Source organism: Acinetobacter sp. 809848 (assembly GCF_000581275.1).
GTDB lineage: Bacteria > Pseudomonadota > Gammaproteobacteria > Pseudomonadales > Moraxellaceae > Acinetobacter > Acinetobacter pittii.
Genome location: NZ_JEXG01000043.1, coordinates 1 through 17,669 on the forward strand (window position 1 = coordinate 1; position 17,669 = coordinate 17,669).

General features: G+C 41.6%; 16 protein-coding genes. 4 read left to right on the forward strand and 12 right to left on the reverse strand.

The features are described 5' to 3' along the window. The 9 genes from J536_RS21245 to ndhC form a co-directional block, all read right to left on the reverse strand. Positions 1 to 155: NADH-quinone oxidoreductase subunit J (locus tag J536_RS21245; RefSeq protein ID WP_171071506.1), on the reverse strand; the 155-nt coding region annotated here is incomplete at its 3' end. After that, positions 155 to 697 carry an NADH-quinone oxidoreductase subunit NuoI gene (gene nuoI / locus J536_RS21250; protein WP_002120012.1) on the reverse strand — a complete coding sequence of 181 codons (543 nt, stop codon included), beginning with the start codon at positions 695 to 697 and terminating at the stop codon, positions 155 to 157. The genes nuoI and J536_RS21245, both read right to left, overlap by 1 nt. An 18-nt stretch (positions 698 to 715) precedes the next feature. Then, positions 716 to 1,732 (reverse strand): NADH-quinone oxidoreductase subunit NuoH, encoded by a 1,017-nt coding sequence (nuoH, locus tag J536_RS21255; RefSeq protein WP_002120063.1) that lies wholly within the window; start codon positions 1,730 to 1,732, stop codon positions 716 to 718. 3 nt (positions 1,733 to 1,735) lie between these two features. Beyond that, entirely contained in the window at positions 1,736 to 4,420 is a 2,685-nt protein-coding gene (gene nuoG, locus J536_RS21260; protein ID WP_002120017.1) for an NADH-quinone oxidoreductase subunit NuoG, read from the reverse strand. Positions 4,421 to 4,431: 11 nt separating this feature from the next. Continuing rightward, entirely contained in the window at positions 4,432 to 5,763 is a 1,332-nt protein-coding gene (gene nuoF / locus J536_RS21265; RefSeq protein ID WP_002120030.1) for an NADH-quinone oxidoreductase subunit NuoF, read from the reverse strand. Continuing rightward, positions 5,760 to 6,269, reverse strand: coding sequence for an NADH-quinone oxidoreductase subunit NuoE (gene nuoE / locus J536_RS21270; protein ID WP_002120040.1), 510 nt, complete (start codon positions 6,267 to 6,269; stop codon positions 5,760 to 5,762). The genes nuoF and nuoE overlap by 4 nt, the downstream gene beginning before the upstream one ends. Positions 6,270 to 6,282: 13 nt before the next feature. Beyond that, positions 6,283 to 8,070, reverse strand: coding sequence for an NADH-quinone oxidoreductase subunit C/D (gene nuoC / locus J536_RS21275; RefSeq protein WP_002120052.1), 1,788 nt, complete (start codon positions 8,068 to 8,070; stop codon positions 6,283 to 6,285). Positions 8,071 to 8,154: 84 nt separating this feature from the next. Beyond that, complete coding sequence (locus J536_RS21280; RefSeq protein ID WP_002120034.1) at positions 8,155 to 8,832, reverse strand: NuoB/complex I 20 kDa subunit family protein; 678 nt, start codon at positions 8,830 to 8,832, stop codon at positions 8,155 to 8,157. A gap of 6 nt (positions 8,833 to 8,838) precedes the next feature. Continuing rightward, positions 8,839 to 9,390: an NADH-quinone oxidoreductase subunit A gene (gene ndhC, locus J536_RS21285; protein WP_002120061.1), complete on the reverse strand. Its 552-nt coding sequence runs from the start codon at positions 9,388 to 9,390 to the stop codon at positions 8,839 to 8,841. A gap of 425 nt (positions 9,391 to 9,815) precedes the next feature. Here ndhC and J536_RS21290 point away from each other — a divergent pair, with 425 nt between their 5' ends. Beyond that, positions 9,816 to 11,234 (forward strand): GGDEF domain-containing protein, encoded by a 1,419-nt coding sequence (locus tag J536_RS21290; protein ID WP_017481284.1) that lies wholly within the window; start codon positions 9,816 to 9,818, stop codon positions 11,232 to 11,234. A gap of 92 nt (positions 11,235 to 11,326) precedes the next feature. Then, positions 11,327 to 11,680, forward strand: coding sequence for a hypothetical protein (locus J536_RS21295; RefSeq protein ID WP_002120022.1), 354 nt, complete (start codon positions 11,327 to 11,329; stop codon positions 11,678 to 11,680). Positions 11,681 to 11,701: 21 nt separating this feature from the next. On the opposite strand, the gene bfmS is transcribed toward J536_RS21295, so the two are convergent. The 3 genes from bfmS to J536_RS26260 are packed head-to-tail and all read right to left on the reverse strand — an operon-like array spanning position 11,702 to position 14,279. Then, complete coding sequence (bfmS, locus tag J536_RS21300; protein ID WP_002120020.1) at positions 11,702 to 13,351, reverse strand: sensor histidine kinase BfmS; 1,650 nt, start codon at positions 13,349 to 13,351, stop codon at positions 11,702 to 11,704. A gap of 32 nt (positions 13,352 to 13,383) precedes the next feature. Further along, the gene (gene bfmR / locus J536_RS21305) at positions 13,384 to 14,100 is read right to left on the reverse strand and encodes a response regulator transcription factor BfmR (protein WP_000076440.1); all 717 of its coding nucleotides are present in this window, start codon (positions 14,098 to 14,100) and stop codon (positions 13,384 to 13,386) included. Next, positions 14,097 to 14,279, reverse strand: coding sequence for a hypothetical protein (locus tag J536_RS26260; protein ID WP_031945032.1), 183 nt, complete (start codon positions 14,277 to 14,279; stop codon positions 14,097 to 14,099). The genes bfmR and J536_RS26260 overlap by 4 nt, the downstream gene beginning before the upstream one ends. Positions 14,280 to 14,632: 353 nt before the next feature. Here J536_RS26260 and J536_RS21310 point away from each other — a divergent pair, with 353 nt between their 5' ends. Continuing rightward, positions 14,633 to 17,467: a ribonucleoside-diphosphate reductase subunit alpha gene (locus J536_RS21310; RefSeq protein WP_002120003.1), complete on the forward strand. Its 2,835-nt coding sequence runs from the start codon at positions 14,633 to 14,635 to the stop codon at positions 17,465 to 17,467. Between the two features lie 56 nt (positions 17,468 to 17,523). After that, positions 17,524 to 17,658: a hypothetical protein gene (locus J536_RS25480; protein ID WP_002120013.1), complete on the forward strand. Its 135-nt coding sequence runs from the start codon at positions 17,524 to 17,526 to the stop codon at positions 17,656 to 17,658. Positions 17,659 to 17,669: the final 11 nt, after the last annotated feature.

Consider the following 17,669-nt stretch of genomic DNA (forward strand, 5'->3'; position numbering starts at 1 on the left):
GCACCTGCAAAAGGCGCCCCCACGATCATGAAAATACCAGCAACAGCAAGCAATGAAACAATTAGACTAAGTAGAGCGTGTACAGGGTTCGTGTTAGTCACTACACGAACCGTAGAAACGATGGCCACGAGTGCCATCAAATAAAACGGCCACATCATGGTAATAGACTCCGTACATCGATTGGTGCACTTTCTTTTTGTGCTTGACCTTTCTCTTTACCGTTAATTGCCATACCCGTTACACGGTAGAAGTTGTAATCTGGGTATTTGCCCGGACCTGAAATGAGTAAGTTTTCTTTCTCATAAACAAGGTCTTGACGTACATATTCGCCTAACTCGAAGTCTGGTGTGAGCTGAATCGCAGTTGTTGGACAAGCTTCTTCACACATACCGCAGAAAATACAACGTGAGAAGTTAATACGGAAAAACTCCGGGTACCAACGACCATCTTCTGTTTCTGCTTTTTGTAGTGAGATACAGCCAACCGGACATGCAACCGCACATAGGTTACATGCTACGCAACGCTCTTCCCCATCAGGGTCACGCGTTAATACGATACGACCACGAAAGCGTGGCGGCACAATCTGTTCAGCCGGAACTTCTGGATATAAAATCGTGTCACGTTTACGCGTTGCATGGCTAAACACCATGAGTAACGTACGTACAATTGATCCGAATCCAGCTAGAAATTTATACATTTTGTACTCCCTGCTGTCCTAGGCCTGATTCATCAGAATCACAGCACCAGTCACTAACAAGTTGACCAACGCCAATGGCAAACAAATTTTCCAACCAAAGTTCATGACTTGGTCATAACGCGGACGCATTAAAGAACCACGTGCCAATACAAACATCATTACAAAGAATGCTGTTTTAATCACAAACCAGAATACTGGTGGAACAAATGGAATTTCTAAATTGAATGGCGTTAACCAGCCACCAAAGAATAAAGTCACGATCAATGCAGAGATCAGTACTACGTTGACATATTCAGCAACGAAGAACATACCCCATTTCATACCGCCATATTCAACATGGTAACCTTCTGCCAATTCTTGCTCTGCTTCTGGTTGGTCAAATGGATGACGGTGAGTTACCGCAACACCAGCAACTACGAAAATCAAGAAACCTAAGAATTGTGGAATGACAAACCAAACATCACGTTGTGCTTCAACAATTTCACGAAGGTTAAATGAGCCTGCAATTGCAACCACACCCATCAATGAAATACCCAAGAACACTTCATAAGAAATGGTTTGAGCTGCTGAACGTAAACCACCAAGCAATGAGTATTTGTTATTTGAAGCCCAGCCACCAAATAAAACCGCATAGACTGCAATACCAGCCATTGCCATGAAGAACAACAAACCGATACTCATGTCGGCAACACCCAGTGAAGGACTCACTGGGATTACCATGAACGAAAGAACCGCTGTTGCCATTGCAACAGCTGGTGCTAAACGGAATGTAAGTTTGTCAGCAAACTTTGGTGTCCAGTCTTCTTTGAACATGATCTTGAGCATGTCGGCAACGATCTGGAACATACCACCAGGACCAACACGGTTTGGACCATAACGGTCTTGCCACCAAGCAAGTAAACGACGCTCAATAAAAGACATCAACGCTGCAACTAAAACCACAACAAGCAAAATTACAACTGCTTGAACGACAGCATAAGCAATCGGCCAGTTCTCAGCCCAAAGTGGCGTTTGACGTATAATTTCTTGATTCATGAATTACACTCCTAAAGCCACTGAAACAGGCTCAGCTAGTGACACCATTGGTGCTAAACCAACTGGGTAACCAATATAACCTGTAGGTAAATATTCAATTACTTGTACAGGCAAGCTTACAGTTGTTTCACCTGCTTTTACTGTAATGCGTTGACCTTCTTGAAGGTTCAAACGAGTTGCATCTTGTTCGCCCACTGCAAACACAGCTTCAGGAATACGAGTTTCCATTGCAGGTGTTTTAATCGTGAATTCGCCAGAACCAAAAATATGGTGCATTGGAACTAAGCGGAAACTTTCAGGATTTGCAACTACTGGCACTGGAGCAACGTAGCTACGTGCAGGACGTTTTGCCAAGCGATCGAATAAACGAACACCAGAATCACCACCTTTTAAGTGACCACCAACTTCATCTTGGTATTTATTCCAAGATTGTGGAGAGTTCCAACCCGGAGCCCATGCAAATGGTACTAATGATGACGCTTTTTGCGGACCAACATAACCTTCCATTGAGAATGTTAATGCTGAATCTGGATCGGTAGGTTGTTTAGGCTCATGAACCGATAACGGCGCACGCATTGCTGTACGACCTGAATAACGACGTGGTTCACGCGCGATTTTCAAGCCATGTACACGGTAACCTGCATCAGGCGCAACATCTTGGATAGCTTCAAGTACTGGTACATTTTTCACGATGCTTTCAATTACATCGTCAAGCAATGTCCAATCTACAGCCTTACCTTTAATGCCAGTTTCAATGGCATGTAACCAACGCCATGATTCTTTAATTGCATATTCAGGTTTGTAGTAACTTGGATCGTAAACTTGATAGAAACGCTGTGCACGACCTTCTTGACTTACAACAGTACCATCACCCTCTGCAAAGCTTGCTGCTGAAAGAACGATATCAGCCTGTTTCACAGTTTCAGTTTCACTGTGATCAAGCACGATTACTGTTTCAGCTTTATCTAATGCAGCTTTTACTTGAGCAGCTGGTAAGCGACGGAACAAATCATTTTCAACAATAACAAGTGTGTCGTAGTCTTGAGCAAATGCTTGTTCAAGGCTTAAACCACCGAACAATGCCAAGCCCATAGAGTTCACTTCAGGAACTACAAGACTTAAACCAGCTTTAGAACCTAAGTTCTGAGTTAACTGTGCAGCAGCTTCCATAATAGAAGCATCTTGCAAGCTTGTACCCGCAATAATTAATGGTTTGTTTGCTGCTTTTAGAGTGTCGGCAATGGTTTGAGCAAATGCTTTTGCATCTTCATCTAAACCACCTACAACTTCACCATTTACTGCCGCAGCAACTGCAAAGCCTAAACGTGCGATGTCATTTGGAGAAGCAACCACTTCACCAGTTGCAATGTCAGCAAGACGAGTTTGAGTTGCAGCTAAAATGTAAACCGGAGATTTTGCTTCTTGGCCAATACGTTGTACAGGCTCAGCTAACCAATCTGGTGTACGTGTTTTTGCAGCCATTTCACGCGCTTTGTTTTTCGCAGCTTGGCGAACAGACAATGCCATACGAGGTGCAGTTTGAGTTAGGTCTTCACCTAAGATCAGAACAGCATCATAGCTTTCAATTTCACGCATATTCGGGTTGTAGATACCCTCGGTTTGCATGATAGATGCAGCAAGTTCAACAAGCTTTTGCTCTTTTTGTGCAATACCAGTTGAATAATTTGCCTGACCTACAAGCTCACGTAATGCATAGTTCGATTCCAAACTTGCGCGAGGAGAACCAATACCCAAAACTTTTTTGCCTTGAAGCTTAGCAATCGCTTGATCTAGAGCTTGGTCGACAGAAACAGTTGCAACAGTTTCACCATTACGGAACTGAGGCTGACGTGGACGGTCTGCACGGTTTACATAACCTGTGCCAAAACGACCTTTGTCACAAAGGAAGTATTGGTTAACCGAACCATTAAAACGGTTTTCTACACGACGGATTTCACCATAACGTTCACCCGGAGAAATGTTACAACCAGAAGAACAGCCTTGACACACGCTTGGTGCATACTGCATGTCCCACTTACGGTTATAACGCTCTGAATGAGTCTTATCAGTAAATACACCTGTTGGACATACTTCAGTCAAGTTACCAGAGAATTCAGACTCTAAAGTACCTGATTCCGGACGACCAAAGTAAACACGAGATGCATTGGCATATACGCCAAAGTCTGTACCGCCCGCATAGTCTTTGTAGTAACGAACACAACGGTAACAAGCAATACAGCGGTTCATTTCATGCGCAATGAATGAGCCGAGTTCTTGGTTGTAATGCGTACGTTTTGTAAAACGGTAGCGACGACGGTCATGACCCGTCATTACAGTCATATCTTGTAAATGACAGTGACCACCCTCTTCACAGACTGGACAGTCGTGCGGGTGGTTGGTCATCAAAAATTCAACAATAGATGCACGGAAATCCGTTGCTTCTTTGTCTTCAATTGAGATATAGGTATTGTCAGATGCTGGTGTCATGCAAGACATGACTAAACGACCACGCGTATCTTCTGGATTCGCATATTGCGTAACAGCACATTGACGGCAAGAACCAACCGAACCTAAGGATGGATGCCAACAAAAATATGGGATGTCGATGCCCAGACTCAAACATGCTTGTAGCAAGTTTTCCGAGCCGTTGACTTCATACGATTTTCCATCGACATGAATTGTAGCCATAGTCGAATTCCTTAAGCTTGTTCTACGTTGCTGGTTTGCACGACAGGACGATTCGTCACTTTCGCTTCAAACTCACCACGGAAATGTTTGAGTGCGCCCATAAGCGGCTCCATCGCACCTGGTGCGTGGGCACAGAAAGTTTTACCAATCCATAATTTACGAGTTAGTTCTTGTAAATGGTCGATATCTTCTTTCTTGCCTTCACCTGCTTCAAGTGCTTTAAGCGCTTTAACAGCCCATGGCAAACCATCACGACATGGTGTACAGAAACCACATGATTCACGCGCAAAGAACTCTTCTAAGTTACGAGTGAGCGATACCATACATTGAGTTTCGTCTACCACCATTAACAAACATGTTCCCAAACGAGAACCTGCTTTCATAATCGTGTCTGCATCCATTGGTAAATCAATGGTATCTGCTGGTAAAAAGTCAGTTGAAGCACCACCTGGCAACCATGCTTTGAGCTTTAAGCCCTCACGCATACCACCTGCATGATCTTCAATTACTTCACGTGCAGTTGTACCAAACGGCAATTCCCAAAGACCCGGGAATTTAACTTTACCCGATGCACCATAAATTTTAGTGCCTGGATCTTTTGATTTCCCCGCTGACAAGCCGATATACCACTCTGGTCCACGAAGCATGATTGCTGGCAAGTTGTTATAAGTTTCAACGTTGTTCACAATCGTCGGACGGCCCCATGCTCCTGCAACTTGCGGGAATGGTGGCTTAGTACGTGGGTTAGCACGACGGCCTTCAAGCGAGTTAATCAATGCAGTTTCTTCACCACAGATATAACGCCCTGCACCCGTATGTACATGCAGATCAAAATTCCAGCCAGAACCTAAGATATTTTCGCCTAAATAACCTTTAGCACGAATCTGTTCTAACGCTTCATTTAGATATTGAGCAGCCTCGATGTATTCACCGCGGATAAAGATATAACCTTGAGTTGCTTCTAAGGTATAACCCGCAATTAACATCCCTTCGATCAATTGATGTGGAAGTTTTTCCATCAACAAACGGTCTTTAAAGGTACCCGGTTCCATTTCGTCGGCATTACAGATCAAGTAACGTGGACCACCATCATTTGGTGCCATCAATGACCATTTAATACCCGCAGGGAAACCCGCACCACCACGACCTTTTACAGTTGCAGCTTTAATGACATCTAACACTTCAGCAGGTTTCATGCCTAAAGCTTTTTTAAAGCCAGCATAGCCTTCAAGTGCTTCGTAATCATCAGCACTACGTACCGCTTCTTGTTTGCTTAAACGCCAAGTGAGCGGATGAGTTTCCGGATTACCGTCGCCATAAATTGGTTTTGGTTCAGTATTCATACATACTTCTCCAATAACTGTTTAATTGATGTCACTTCGACTAAACCGTGAGTATCTTCATCAATCATTAAAGTTGGGCCTTTGTCGCAGTTGCCTAGGCAGCAAATTGGAAGCAATGTAAAACGACCATCTGGTGTCGTTTGACCATACTGAATTCCTAATTCACGCTGGAATGCTTCAGCAAGAGTTTCTGCACCCATTAAGAAGCAAGCAATTGAGTCGCAAAGCAAAATTACGTGACGACCTACCGGATGGCGATAGATACGGTTGTAAAATGTTGCAACACCTTCCAAATCAGCAACACTCATCGACAACAACTGTGCGATGGCATTCATTTGAGCGTCATCTACCCAACCATTACGGCGCTGTACACACTTCAATGCATCCAAAGAGGCTGCACGAGGGTATGGATAGTGACCAATGTGATGTTCGATTTCGTGAATTTCTTCCGCAGTCAAAATCCCTTCGACATTCACACGTGGTTTTTTATCAGTCAAAATCATCATTATGTGTTACCTCTTAGCGATCCACGTCAGCCATAACCACGTCAATGGTCGCCAGATAAATGATTAAGTCAGATACTAAACTTCCGTTAATCACTGAAGGCATTTGCTGTAAGTGAGTAAACGTCGGTGTACGAATACGAGTACGATAACTCATGGTCGCTTTATCTGAAGTCAAGTAGTAAGTACTTGCACCTTTAACCACTTCAGTCATAAATGATGACTCGCCCGCTGGCATGACAGGACCCCATGAAACGCTCAAGAAGTGCGTAATCAAGGTTTCAATATCTTGTAATGTCTTATCTTTCGGTGGTGGAACAGCCAATGGATGATCCGCTTTATATGGACCAGAAGGCATGTTATCCAAGCACTGTTGAATAATTTTTAGCGACTCGGTAATTTCACGGAAGTGAACAAGCACACGTGCGTATGCATCGCCTTCATACTCAACCGGCACATCAAAATCGAAGTTTTCATAGCCGCTGTATGGACGATATTTACGAACGTCAAAATCGATACCTGTTGCACGTAAACCAGTACCAGTTACACCCCATGCGAGTGCAGATTTGGCATCGTATTGTGCAACATTACGCGTACGACCAATAAACACAGAGTTTTTCAATGCCGCTGTGTAGTATTCGTTTAAGCGTTTAGGCATCCACTCTAGCAATTCTTTAACAAGCTTTTGCCAGTTGTTTGGAAGATCGTGTGCTGTACCACCAATACGGAACCATGCTGGATGCATACGGTAACCCGTGATTGCTTCAACAATGTCGTAAACTTTTTGACGGTCTGCGAACATATAGAATACTGGTGTCATACCACCAGCATCCTGAATTGCCGTACCACAGAATAACAAGTGGTTATTAATACGGAACAATTCGTTCAACATGACACGAATCACTTGCGCACGTTCAGGAACTTTAATACCTGCCATTTGCTCAACAGCCATTACATACGGCATGTTTTGAGCACAACCACCTAAGTAGTCAACACGGTCAGTATAAGGAATGAAAGAATGCCATGTTTGACGTTCAGCCATCTTTTCCACACCACGGTGGTGATAACCGATATCAGGTACACAGTCCTTCACTTCTTCGCCATCTAACTGCAATACAACACGGAACGCACCATGTGCAGATGGATGGTTAGGACCCAAGTTCAAGAACATGAAGTCTTCATCAGCGTTACCACGCTTAAGGCCCCAGTCTTCTGGTACAAAACGTAAGTGCTCTTGTTCAAAGTCTTGTTTCGCTTTGTCTTGCATGTACGGCGTATATTCTGTCGCACGTGCTGAATATTCTTTACGAAGCGGATGACCTTCCCAATAGGTTGGCAACAAAATACGACGGAGCATTGGATGCCCTTCGAAATTGATACCGAACATATCGTAAGCTTCACGTTCATACCAGTTGGCATTTGGCCAGATATTTGTCGCTGTTGGAATGTTTAGATCATTTTCGTTCAAGGCAACCTTGATACGAATGTCACTATTACGCTCAAGCGATAATAAATGATAGAACACAGTGAAGTCAGATGCTGGTAAACCATCACGATGAACACGTAAACGTTCATCCATCGCAGATAAGTCAAATAGCATTACATACGGACGTTCCACTTTACGTAGGAACATAAGGACTTCTTGCACGCGTGCGCGCTCAACCCAGACTGTTGGAAACTCTTCAAAAGTCGCCTGCACGTAAAAGTTCTCACCAAATTTGGTTTTGAGCTCTTCTACGATTGCAAATGCTGGGCGTGAATCAACTGCTGTTGACTCTGGCATAGCAATGTCAGTTTCAGCCATTGGCTTGGCTTCCTATTTAATACAAATTCTGTCAATTGTCTCGATGAACATATCAGTTAGATATGTCAAAACACCGTCAAAAAATTATTTAATCTCATCCATAGAGCGTAAGTTTTTAACGGCAATACGCTCTGCATTCTTACGGTCACGTTCTGGCATCATCTTTGGCTTATATACTGGCTGAAGATCATCACCGATCACGGCAGAAAGCGGGCGTCGCTCTAATTGAATCTGGTCTTGTAAAAGCATTAAAGCTTGAATTAATGCTTCAGGACGAGGCGGACAACCTGGGACGTACACGTCAACAGGAATAATTTTGTCTACACCTTGTACTACTGAATAGATGTCGTACATACCTCCAGAGTTTGCACAAGCACCCATCGAGATGACCCATTTAGGCTCTAACATCTGTTCATACAGACGCTGAATAACTGGTGCCATTTTTACGAAACAGGTACCTGCAACAATCATCAAGTCAGCCTGACGAGGTGAAGCACGGATAACCTCTGCACCGAAACGTGACAAGTCATGCACACCTGTTAAGGTCGTTGCATATTCGACGTAACAACATGAGGTACCAAAGTTAAATGGCCACAAAGAGTTTTTACGTCCCCAGTTTACTGCTGTATGCAAGACATCCTCTAAACGAGTCATGAATACGTTTTTATTCACTTCCTCTTCAAGCGGATCCGTCACAATTTGACGTTCTTGCAATGGGTATTGATCAGCATCCGGATTCGCGCGGGTCAGAGTATATTTCATCCCGACTTACTCCTTTTCAGATGACAATGCAGGTGTAGTTTTTGACTTAACACGACCTGATGATTGAGCTGGAATCTGGCCTGTAGGGTCAGTTACGAGCTCTTCAATAGAATTAAAGCGTGTAATTTCAGCAATGTTCATTGTTGGTGAACCGATTTTAACCGCTTCACCTGCTGATTTACGGCGATCTGCTGGTGACCAACTTAAAGCACCTACAGAGAAGGCATAAACAAGCGCAATCAATAAATCAACGACAAAGATCACTACAGTGGTATATCCCAACCAACCTACTTCACGCACAGAAGTAGACCATGCATAGAGGTAAAGCGCCTCTAAGTCGAAGACAACAAAGAAAATTGCAACTAAATAGAACTTTGCAGACAGGCGAATGCGAGCGCCACCAGCACTCACGACACCTGATTCAAACTGCTCTTGCTTAGCACGTCCCCACGATTTTCCCCCGAGGAGTAAGGGAACTGTGAGCATAAAGACGCAAAGAAATGTAACGCCGATCACGAAGGCGATAATCGCCCAGTCGTATGGAGTAATGGCACTCATGCGGGGATAACTCCTGGCAGGCCTATTATTTAACAAAGAATGTATGTATTGGCCTTCAAATACACCAAACACAAAATTAATCCCGCCAATTGTACCTGATTTCTAATTTCCCATGCTAGTTGAAGCGTCTTAGTCTTTCGGATGATTTTCTAGACAAAACTATTCTTCTATGTGTTGTAAGGGGGGTTTCACAGCACATAATCGGTTTAACTAATAGTTTCTTTATTTATGATGATTTTTTTCATTTTTTAATTTTAGAATATTTACACAGTTGAAGCGCTTATTAACTTTTTATAACTTACTTTTTTATAATATTAGTTTGTTTTTTATTGTATTCAGCTTCTCCTCTGAATTATGATGAATGTTTAATCATACATAATATTTTATTACTCTTGGATAAGAGTATTTATCATTAAGGGCAGCTGATGCCATACTCACTTCGTGAATTTTCATTTCTCTCCTTTTTAAAATTTTTTCTCCTATTTAGCTTCATTATTGCGACATGTTGTTTCATTGGCATTGCATCTCGCCCTTTAAGTTTTCTTGCATTCTTTTGGCCTGCCAATTCGGTTTTGCTCGGATTGCTTATTCGTTTTCCAATCACACGCCGACCAAGCGCATTTTTCGGTGCCTATATAGGATATGTGATTGCTGACTTATTTCAGGGCACTCCATTTGCTCTCACACTTGTTTTAACAACATCAAACTTTCTTTATGTTGTTACTACGTTTGCGCTCTATATGTTTTTTAATCAACATATTAAGGCGGCCTATCGCGGTTATTCTTACCTTTTTTTATTTGGATTATGCGGAATAGGTAGCGTAGTAGGTGCATTGTTTGCAGCAACTTTCGTGCCTATGTTTAATACCAAATTTATGATTGGTGGCTTGCTGGATGAGTTTGGTTACTGGTTTACTTCAGAACTGCAAAATGCCTTGCTTCTTTTACCTATCATATTGAACATCCCTCAATATAGTCAGGTTAAACATTACTTTTCAAGAAATCGTGGCCTACAACCAACCGACCTTTTACCTTTTGGCGCTGTGCTTATTTCGATTGCTGCTAGCTATTATGACTCTGGTCCGGGTTCGCTGCTCTACCCGATTGCTGCCCTGATCTGGTGTGCCATTCGCTACAAACCTATTGTTGTTGCACTCATTACTAGCTTTACCAGTGCTTATATTATTTATCATGTCTCTGGACATTACCTTTTGCTCTATCCAAACGAATATTTCAGCAATACGATCTCAATCCGAATTGGGTTAATTATGATGACGATTGCCCCACTTACGGTTTCTAGTATTAGTGTTTTGCATTCAGAGTTAATTCAAAAGCTTCAACATGCCATTGCACATGATGAACTAACGTCAAGTCTGACTCGACGCCAGTTTTTACAGTCGGTCAGATTACTTCAAGAAAAAGTACAAAAAGAAAATAAGACCTCAGCTTTTTTCATGCTTGATGTCGACCACTTTAAGCAAGTTAACGACAACTATGGTCATCAAATCGGTGATCGGGCGCTACAAACTTGTGTCACCACGATTCAAAATATTTTACATCCTCATGATTTATTAGGTCGCTTTGGAGGTGAAGAGTTTGCCATTTTTATTGCAGATACCACCAAGGAAAGTGCATTTGAACTGGCTGAACAAATTCGAATTAAAATTAGTCAGCAACCGATTTATATTTATGGGAAATTACCAATTTTTATACAGGTGAGTATTGGGATAAGCTTATATTCCCCATCTTCCCATCGAGCGATTGAAAGTTTATTTAAAGAAGCAGATGACGCTTTATATCAAGCAAAACGCCAAGGACGTAATCGAGTGTTTATCTCTTTATAATATTTTCACTTCATCATCTAGTGTAATGAATTTTATACAATAACCTGTGTTTTGCCATGTATGCTAATAACAGATAATAAGGAGAAAAATGCATGACTCTAGAATATACGCATAAACCAAACTACTACTTGTTTGCACAATTACTAGTGCGACATATAGAAAGCTATATTCACAAACATCCAGATGCCAATAATGCAATTTTTGACTTGAGGGATGTCTATGAAATATTTAGACAGGATTTTGCGTCAACGACAACAAACCTAGAAGGTATTTTGCATATTGCAGATGAATATAAAATAGAAACGCTTAACGGAGATCAACCTCTTATTCAAAAATACCAGATTGATGCAAAAAACAATTCGTTACTGATCGATTTTAATTCCGATGCGTTAACCAGCTTAAGAAGCGGAAAACCTATTTTGGAACCAGATGCAACTCAACTATAAATAGATCAATAAAAAAGCACCTTATGAAGGTGCTTTTTTATTGGCTTTTAAAGGAGGCTGTTTAAAGCGTTTTGCTGGCCATGTCATGATAAAGCGAGCACCACCTAAGGTTGGGCTTTCATCCACTTTAATTTCACCGCCAAACCAGTAGGCAATACGGCTTACGATAGACAACCCTAAACCATAACCGCCCGACGCACGTGTACGACTATCATCTAGACGGGCAAAAGCTTCAAATACTCTTTTACGGTCTTGTTCAGGAATACCTGCACCGTCATCTTCAACACAAACAAAGGCCATACCATCGCTGTGGATACCACCAGTAATCCGAACTTTATTATCGCAATAACGAACCGCATTACCCACCAAGTTTTGAACAACACGATGTAAGTAACGACGCTCAGCATCTACTTTTACATAAAGTGGAGGAGCAACAAGTTCAATTTCTTTTTGCGTTTTTAAAGCTTCGGTTTCGACCGCAACCTGATCTAACACATCAAATAAAGTAATTTCATCAAAATCTAGCGAAGGTGTACCCTGCTCTAGTTTTGCATAAGTCATGATTTCATCAATTAAGGTATTGAGTGCTTCAATATCTTTATCAATCATATCGACCTGATGCATACGATGATTGTAATCATCTTCTTCTGCCAACATTTCTGTACCAAAGCGAATACGGGCAACAGGCGTTCTAAGCTCATGAGATACCGCTCTCATTAACTCACGCTGAGCCTCGATTAAACGCTGAATATGATCAGACATGTTGTTATAACTTGATGCCAAGTTTGCCATTTCGTCGCTTCCTTCAATAGGAACACGCAATGACAAATCACCAGACTTCATACGGTTTAATGCATAACGTACTTGGCGAATTTTACGCTCTAGTGGCAAGATCAACCCATAGACACCTAGACTCAGCAAAAATAAGCTAAATAAAGTAATCCCTGCTGAAAGCTGCAAAGGCATCCAGTTAAACATCGGCACTGGTCCAAGCACGAGAACCCGTGTAGGCTGATTCGGAATTGGAGAGACGATTGAAATAGTTGTTCCGCGTACTGTCGCACTGTCTTTGTACAACATGACGCTTTGGTCTTGGCGTAAACGACCAATTTGTTCGGAGTCCAGATTAATATCTTGAATATTGTAGATATTAATTGGGTAGGAGAAATGCTTTTGAATCTTGGCAAGATATTCTTGTTCTTGCCCCGGATAAAACATTAGATAATCCAGCACAAAAATAGGGAGAGCCTTCATTTGGCGCTCAGTAATTTTGTCGACTTTTATAGATAAAAAATGCTGCGGGTCGTCACGCAAGCCAATAATGATATACGCAATACTATTACTGGCATCGTAACGGACAACAGATTTTTGAGCTTCGATCCGTTTTTTCTCGGTACGAGATAACTCAACCTTGCTTGCATCAGTATAATAAATTGGAAGTTCCAATAAATCTGACGCATCTGAAACCCAGTCTATTTTCTGTTGCTTCCCTGGTTGTCGAGCGACTCCCTCACTAATGACATAAGAAATACCATCGGTTAAAGATTCTCGGTATTCTTGTGCCCGTTGATAATTGATAATTTGTACAAGCAAATAACCAAAGACAGCAACCAGAACAACAAGAATTACCAGTCCCGCATATATTCGCAGGAATATACTGTGTTTAAACACTCGACCAACCTTATAGGAAGTTTATTCAGACCTTATAACCCGTTGGTTTCTTTAACGAACAAGTAACCTTTACTACGTACTGTTTTAATACGCTTTGGATTTTCAGGATCATCACCAATTTTTGGACGAATACGTGAAATACGGACGTCGATTGAACGGTCCTGACCATCGTATTCGATACCACGTAAACGTTCGAAGATATCTTCACGCGATAAGATACGACCAGCATTTGATGCAAGCAACCATAATAGGTCATATTCTGCGCTAGTGAAGTCAACAAGTTCACCATTTAGCGTGACAGAACGACCGCCATTATCAATTACAAGGTCATCGAACTCGATACGTTGTGCAACTTCATCTTCTACAGTTTTATCTGTGCGACGTAATAGTGCACGGATACGCGCTAAAAGAACACGTGGTTGAACCGGTTTAGCAACATAGTCATCTGCGCCCATTTCCAAACCAAGTACCTGATCCATGTCTTCTGTACGTGCAGTCAACATCAAAATCGGTTGATGGTAATGTGGACGAACTTCACGGCAAACTGTTAAGCCATCGGCACCCGGCAACATGACATCCAAGACCACTAGATCTGGTTGTTCACTAATAATACGACGAATTGCACGGTTACCATCAGTTTCTACACCAACTTCCAAGCCGTTGCGAATTAAATATTCTTGAGTTAATCGCGCTAAGCGCTCGTCATCTTCAACGATCAGAATCTTTGGTAACTTTTCTTCTTGGCTCATATCATTGCCCCTATAAATCTCGTTTCATGCATCTTAAAAATCTTGCAGATACATTCGTTTATCATTTGCAATATACACACGTTTACATTGTAAACAAGTAGGCGTTCACCAAACTGATACATGACCATCGTATTTTGTTGCATTTTATTAACCTTTGAATTTTCACGTGTTTTTAAGATTTATTTATTGTTATTAAATTTCATATTCTATTCATATTTCCAATGTATGAATATTAAACAAATTATTTCTCTGTTTAGTTTAAATTTATTTAAGTGTTTGTTTTTTGAGTTATCCACAAAGTTATCTATAAGCGTTTTTTAACAGCTTTGCTATGCTATCTCCCATCAAATCATACAGATAAAAAATTACTAAAAAGTCAAGATTGATCTGCTATGAAAAATCCCGTATCTTGTGTTGAAAATAAACTTTAACTACTAAGTCTTGTGTTTATCCCTCAAATATCGTGGCATGTTTTTTGCTCGGTTCAAACGGTCTATGAACATAACAAAAGTGACAATGGAGCTATGCTGGCATGAGCGTAATTACTTCGACTCCCGGTCAAATTCAGGTGATTAAGCGCACTGGAGATGTTGCTGCATTTGATGCAGAGAAAATTTCAGTTGCGATTGGTAAAGCTTTTCTTGCTGTGGAAGGTCAACAGAGTTCGGATTCTAGCCGTATTCACGACCGTATTACCCAGTTGACGGAAATGGTCTTAAATACTTTTACTCGCCGTTTACCATCGGGCGGTACGATCCATATTGAAGAAATTCAAGATCAAGTAGAACTTGCTTTAATGCGTACTGGGGAACAAAAGGTTGCCCGCGCTTATGTGATTTACCGTGAACAACGTGCTAGCGCTCGTCAGCAAACGAACTCAAACCACCACCCTACTTTACAAGTTACCGACAAAAACGGTCAGCTTCAGCCACTTGATTTAAGTGCATTGCAAGCAACTGTTTCTAAGGCAGCTGAAGGTTTGGAAGGTATTGACGTTCAAGCCATTGTCGATGAAACCGTTAAAAACTTATATAACGGCGTAAAAGAAAGTGATATTGCCACTACAATGATGATGGCAACACGTACCCGTATTGAACAAGAACCAAACTACACTTACGTGACTGCACGTTTGCTTTGTAACGAATTAGTGAGCACTGGTTTAACGTTCTTAGGCTTATCAACAGATACACCTGAAAACAATGCACTTGAAGCATTCTTGAAAAAAGGTGTTGAGCTTGATTTGCTTTCACCTGACTTGCTTGACTTCGACTTAGAAAAATTATCAGCAGCAATTCAGCCAGAGCGTTCTAATCAGTTTACCTATTTAGGCTTACAGACTTTATTTGACCGTTATTTCATTCACTCAAACGGCGTTCGCTTCGAATTACCACAATTATTCTTCATGCGTGTGTCAATGGGTCTTGCACTCAATGAGCAAGATAAAGAAGAGCGTGCAATTGAGTTCTATAACTTATTGTCTAGCTTCGACTACATGGCTTCTACGCCTACCCTGTTTAACTCAGGTACATTACGTCCACAGCTTTCAAGTTGTTACTTAACAACGATTGGCGATGACCTTTATGACATTTATGGCGCAATGCGTGACAACGCGATGCTTTCTAAATGGGCTGGTGGTTTAGGTAATGACTGGACACCTGTTCGTGCCTTGAACTCTTATATTAAAGGTACTAATGGTAAGTCTCAGGGTGTTGTTCCATTCTTGAAAGTTGCGAACGATACAGCTGTTGCAGTAAACCAAGGTGGTAAGCGTAAAGGTGCTGTGTGTGCTTACCTAGAAACTTGGCACTTAGACATCGAAGAGTTCTTAGAGCTTCGTAAAAACACAGGTGATGACCGTCGCCGTACTCACGACATGAACACTGCGAACTGGGTTCCAGACTTGTTTATGCAACGTGTATTTGAAGATGGTGAATGGACATTATTTACCCCTTCTGAAACTCCAGACTTGCACGACTTAACTGGTGCTGAATTTGCTGAGCGTTATGCTTACTATGAGTCTGTAGCGAAAGAAACTAACATGCTACACAAGAAAGTACGTGCTAAAGACTTATGGCGCAAAATGCTTTCTATGTTGTTTGAAACTGGTCACCCATGGATCACATTCAAAGATGTATGTAACTTACGTTCACCACAACAACACGTTGGTGTAGTTCACTCATCTAACTTATGTACTGAAATTACCTTGAACACAAATCAAGACGAAATTGCAGTATGTAACTTGGGTTCGATCAACCTTGTACAACACGTTCAAGGTGGTGTGTTAGACCGTGAAAAGTTAGCTCGCACTATTAAAACAGCAGTACGTATGCTCGATAACGTGATCGACATTAACTACTACGCTGTACCACAAGCGAAAAACTCTAACTTGAAACACCGCCCTGTGGGTATGGGTATCATGGGCTTCCAAGATGCTCTATATGAAATGGGTATTGCTTACGGTTCAGATGCTGCTGTTGATTTTGCTGATGAATCAATGGAAGTAATTAGCTACTACGCGATTGAAACTTCAAGCAACTTGGCTGTTGAACGTGGTGCTTACTCAACATTCAAAGGTTCATTGTGGGATCAAGGTATCCTTCCAATCGACTCTTTAGAAATTGTTGCGAAGTCTCGACCAGAGCGCATGTTCGAAGTTGACCGTACTCAACGTTTAGACTGGGACACTTTACGTGCCAAAGTTCAAAAAGACGGTATGCGTAACTCAAACGTGATGGCGATTGCTCCAACTGCAACCATCTCTAACATTTGTGGTGTTTCTCAATCTATTGAGCCAACATTCCAAAACTTATATGTGAAATCTAACTTGTCTGGTGAGTTCACTGTTATTAACCCATACCTTGTTCGTGCATTAAAAGAACGTGGTCTTTGGGACACAGTAATGGTGAATGACCTTAAACACTTTGAAGGTTCAGTACAAAAAATTGCTCGTATTCCTGAAGAATTAAAAGCAATCTTTGCTACTGCGTTTGAAGTAGATACACGTTGGATCGTTGATGCTGCATCACGCCGTCAAAAATGGATTGATCAAGCTCAGTCGCTTAACCTTTACATCTCTGGTGCAAATGGTAAGAAACTTGACATCACTTACAAGATGGCATGGTTACGTGGTCTTAAGACGACTTATTACCTCCGAGCTTTAGGTGCAACTTCTGCTGAAAAATCTACAATCAACACAGGTGCTTTAAACGCAGTTAAACCTGCGACTGTTGAAGCCGCGGCGGTTGCTGCCCCTGTTGTAGAAGCGAAGAAACCAGAAGCAGCAGTTGAAGAAGAAGGCTTTACTCAAGCAGCTCCTGTACCAATGGCTTGTTCAATCGACAACCCTGATTGTGAAGCTTGCCAATAACATTCAATAAGGTTGCTCTTTTTCACTAAAGAGCAATCTTAAAAGAGGTAAAGATTATGCTTTCTCATCTCAGCCATAACTATATGCTTGGTGTTGGAGTTTTAATCTTTGCCTTTATTTTCTTTTATATGCCGATGGTTTACGCATTTATCACAATACGTAAGCAACAGCGTAAACAAAATAAGTTGTAGGGAGTAGAGAC

Excerpts from the sequence above, each read along its gene's own strand:
- nuoI (WP_002120012.1), bottom strand. The coding sequence starts at position 697 with ATGTATAAATTTCTAGCTGGATTCGGATCAATTGTACGTACGTTACTC.
- nuoH (WP_002120063.1), bottom strand. The coding sequence starts at position 1,732 with ATGAATCAAGAAATTATACGTCAAACGCCACTTTGGGCTGAGAACTGG.
- nuoG (WP_002120017.1), bottom strand. The coding sequence starts at position 4,420 with ATGGCTACAATTCATGTCGATGGAAAATCGTATGAAGTCAACGGCTCG.
- nuoF (WP_002120030.1), bottom strand. The coding sequence starts at position 5,763 with ATGAATACTGAACCAAAACCAATTTATGGCGACGGTAATCCGGAAACT.
- nuoE (WP_002120040.1), bottom strand. The coding sequence starts at position 6,269 with ATGATGATTTTGACTGATAAAAAACCACGTGTGAATGTCGAAGGGATT.
- nuoC (WP_002120052.1), bottom strand. The coding sequence starts at position 8,070 with ATGGCTGAAACTGACATTGCTATGCCAGAGTCAACAGCAGTTGATTCA.
- J536_RS21280 (WP_002120034.1), bottom strand. The coding sequence starts at position 8,832 with ATGAAATATACTCTGACCCGCGCGAATCCGGATGCTGATCAATACCCA.
- ndhC (WP_002120061.1), bottom strand. The coding sequence starts at position 9,390 with ATGAGTGCCATTACTCCATACGACTGGGCGATTATCGCCTTCGTGATC.
- J536_RS21290 (WP_017481284.1), top strand. The coding sequence starts at position 9,816 with ATGCCATACTCACTTCGTGAATTTTCATTTCTCTCCTTTTTAAAATTT.
- J536_RS21295 (WP_002120022.1), top strand. The coding sequence starts at position 11,327 with ATGACTCTAGAATATACGCATAAACCAAACTACTACTTGTTTGCACAA.
- bfmR (WP_000076440.1), bottom strand. The coding sequence starts at position 14,100 with ATGAGCCAAGAAGAAAAGTTACCAAAGATTCTGATCGTTGAAGATGAC.
- J536_RS21310 (WP_002120003.1), top strand. The coding sequence starts at position 14,633 with ATGAGCGTAATTACTTCGACTCCCGGTCAAATTCAGGTGATTAAGCGC.
- J536_RS25480 (WP_002120013.1), top strand. The coding sequence starts at position 17,524 with ATGCTTTCTCATCTCAGCCATAACTATATGCTTGGTGTTGGAGTTTTA.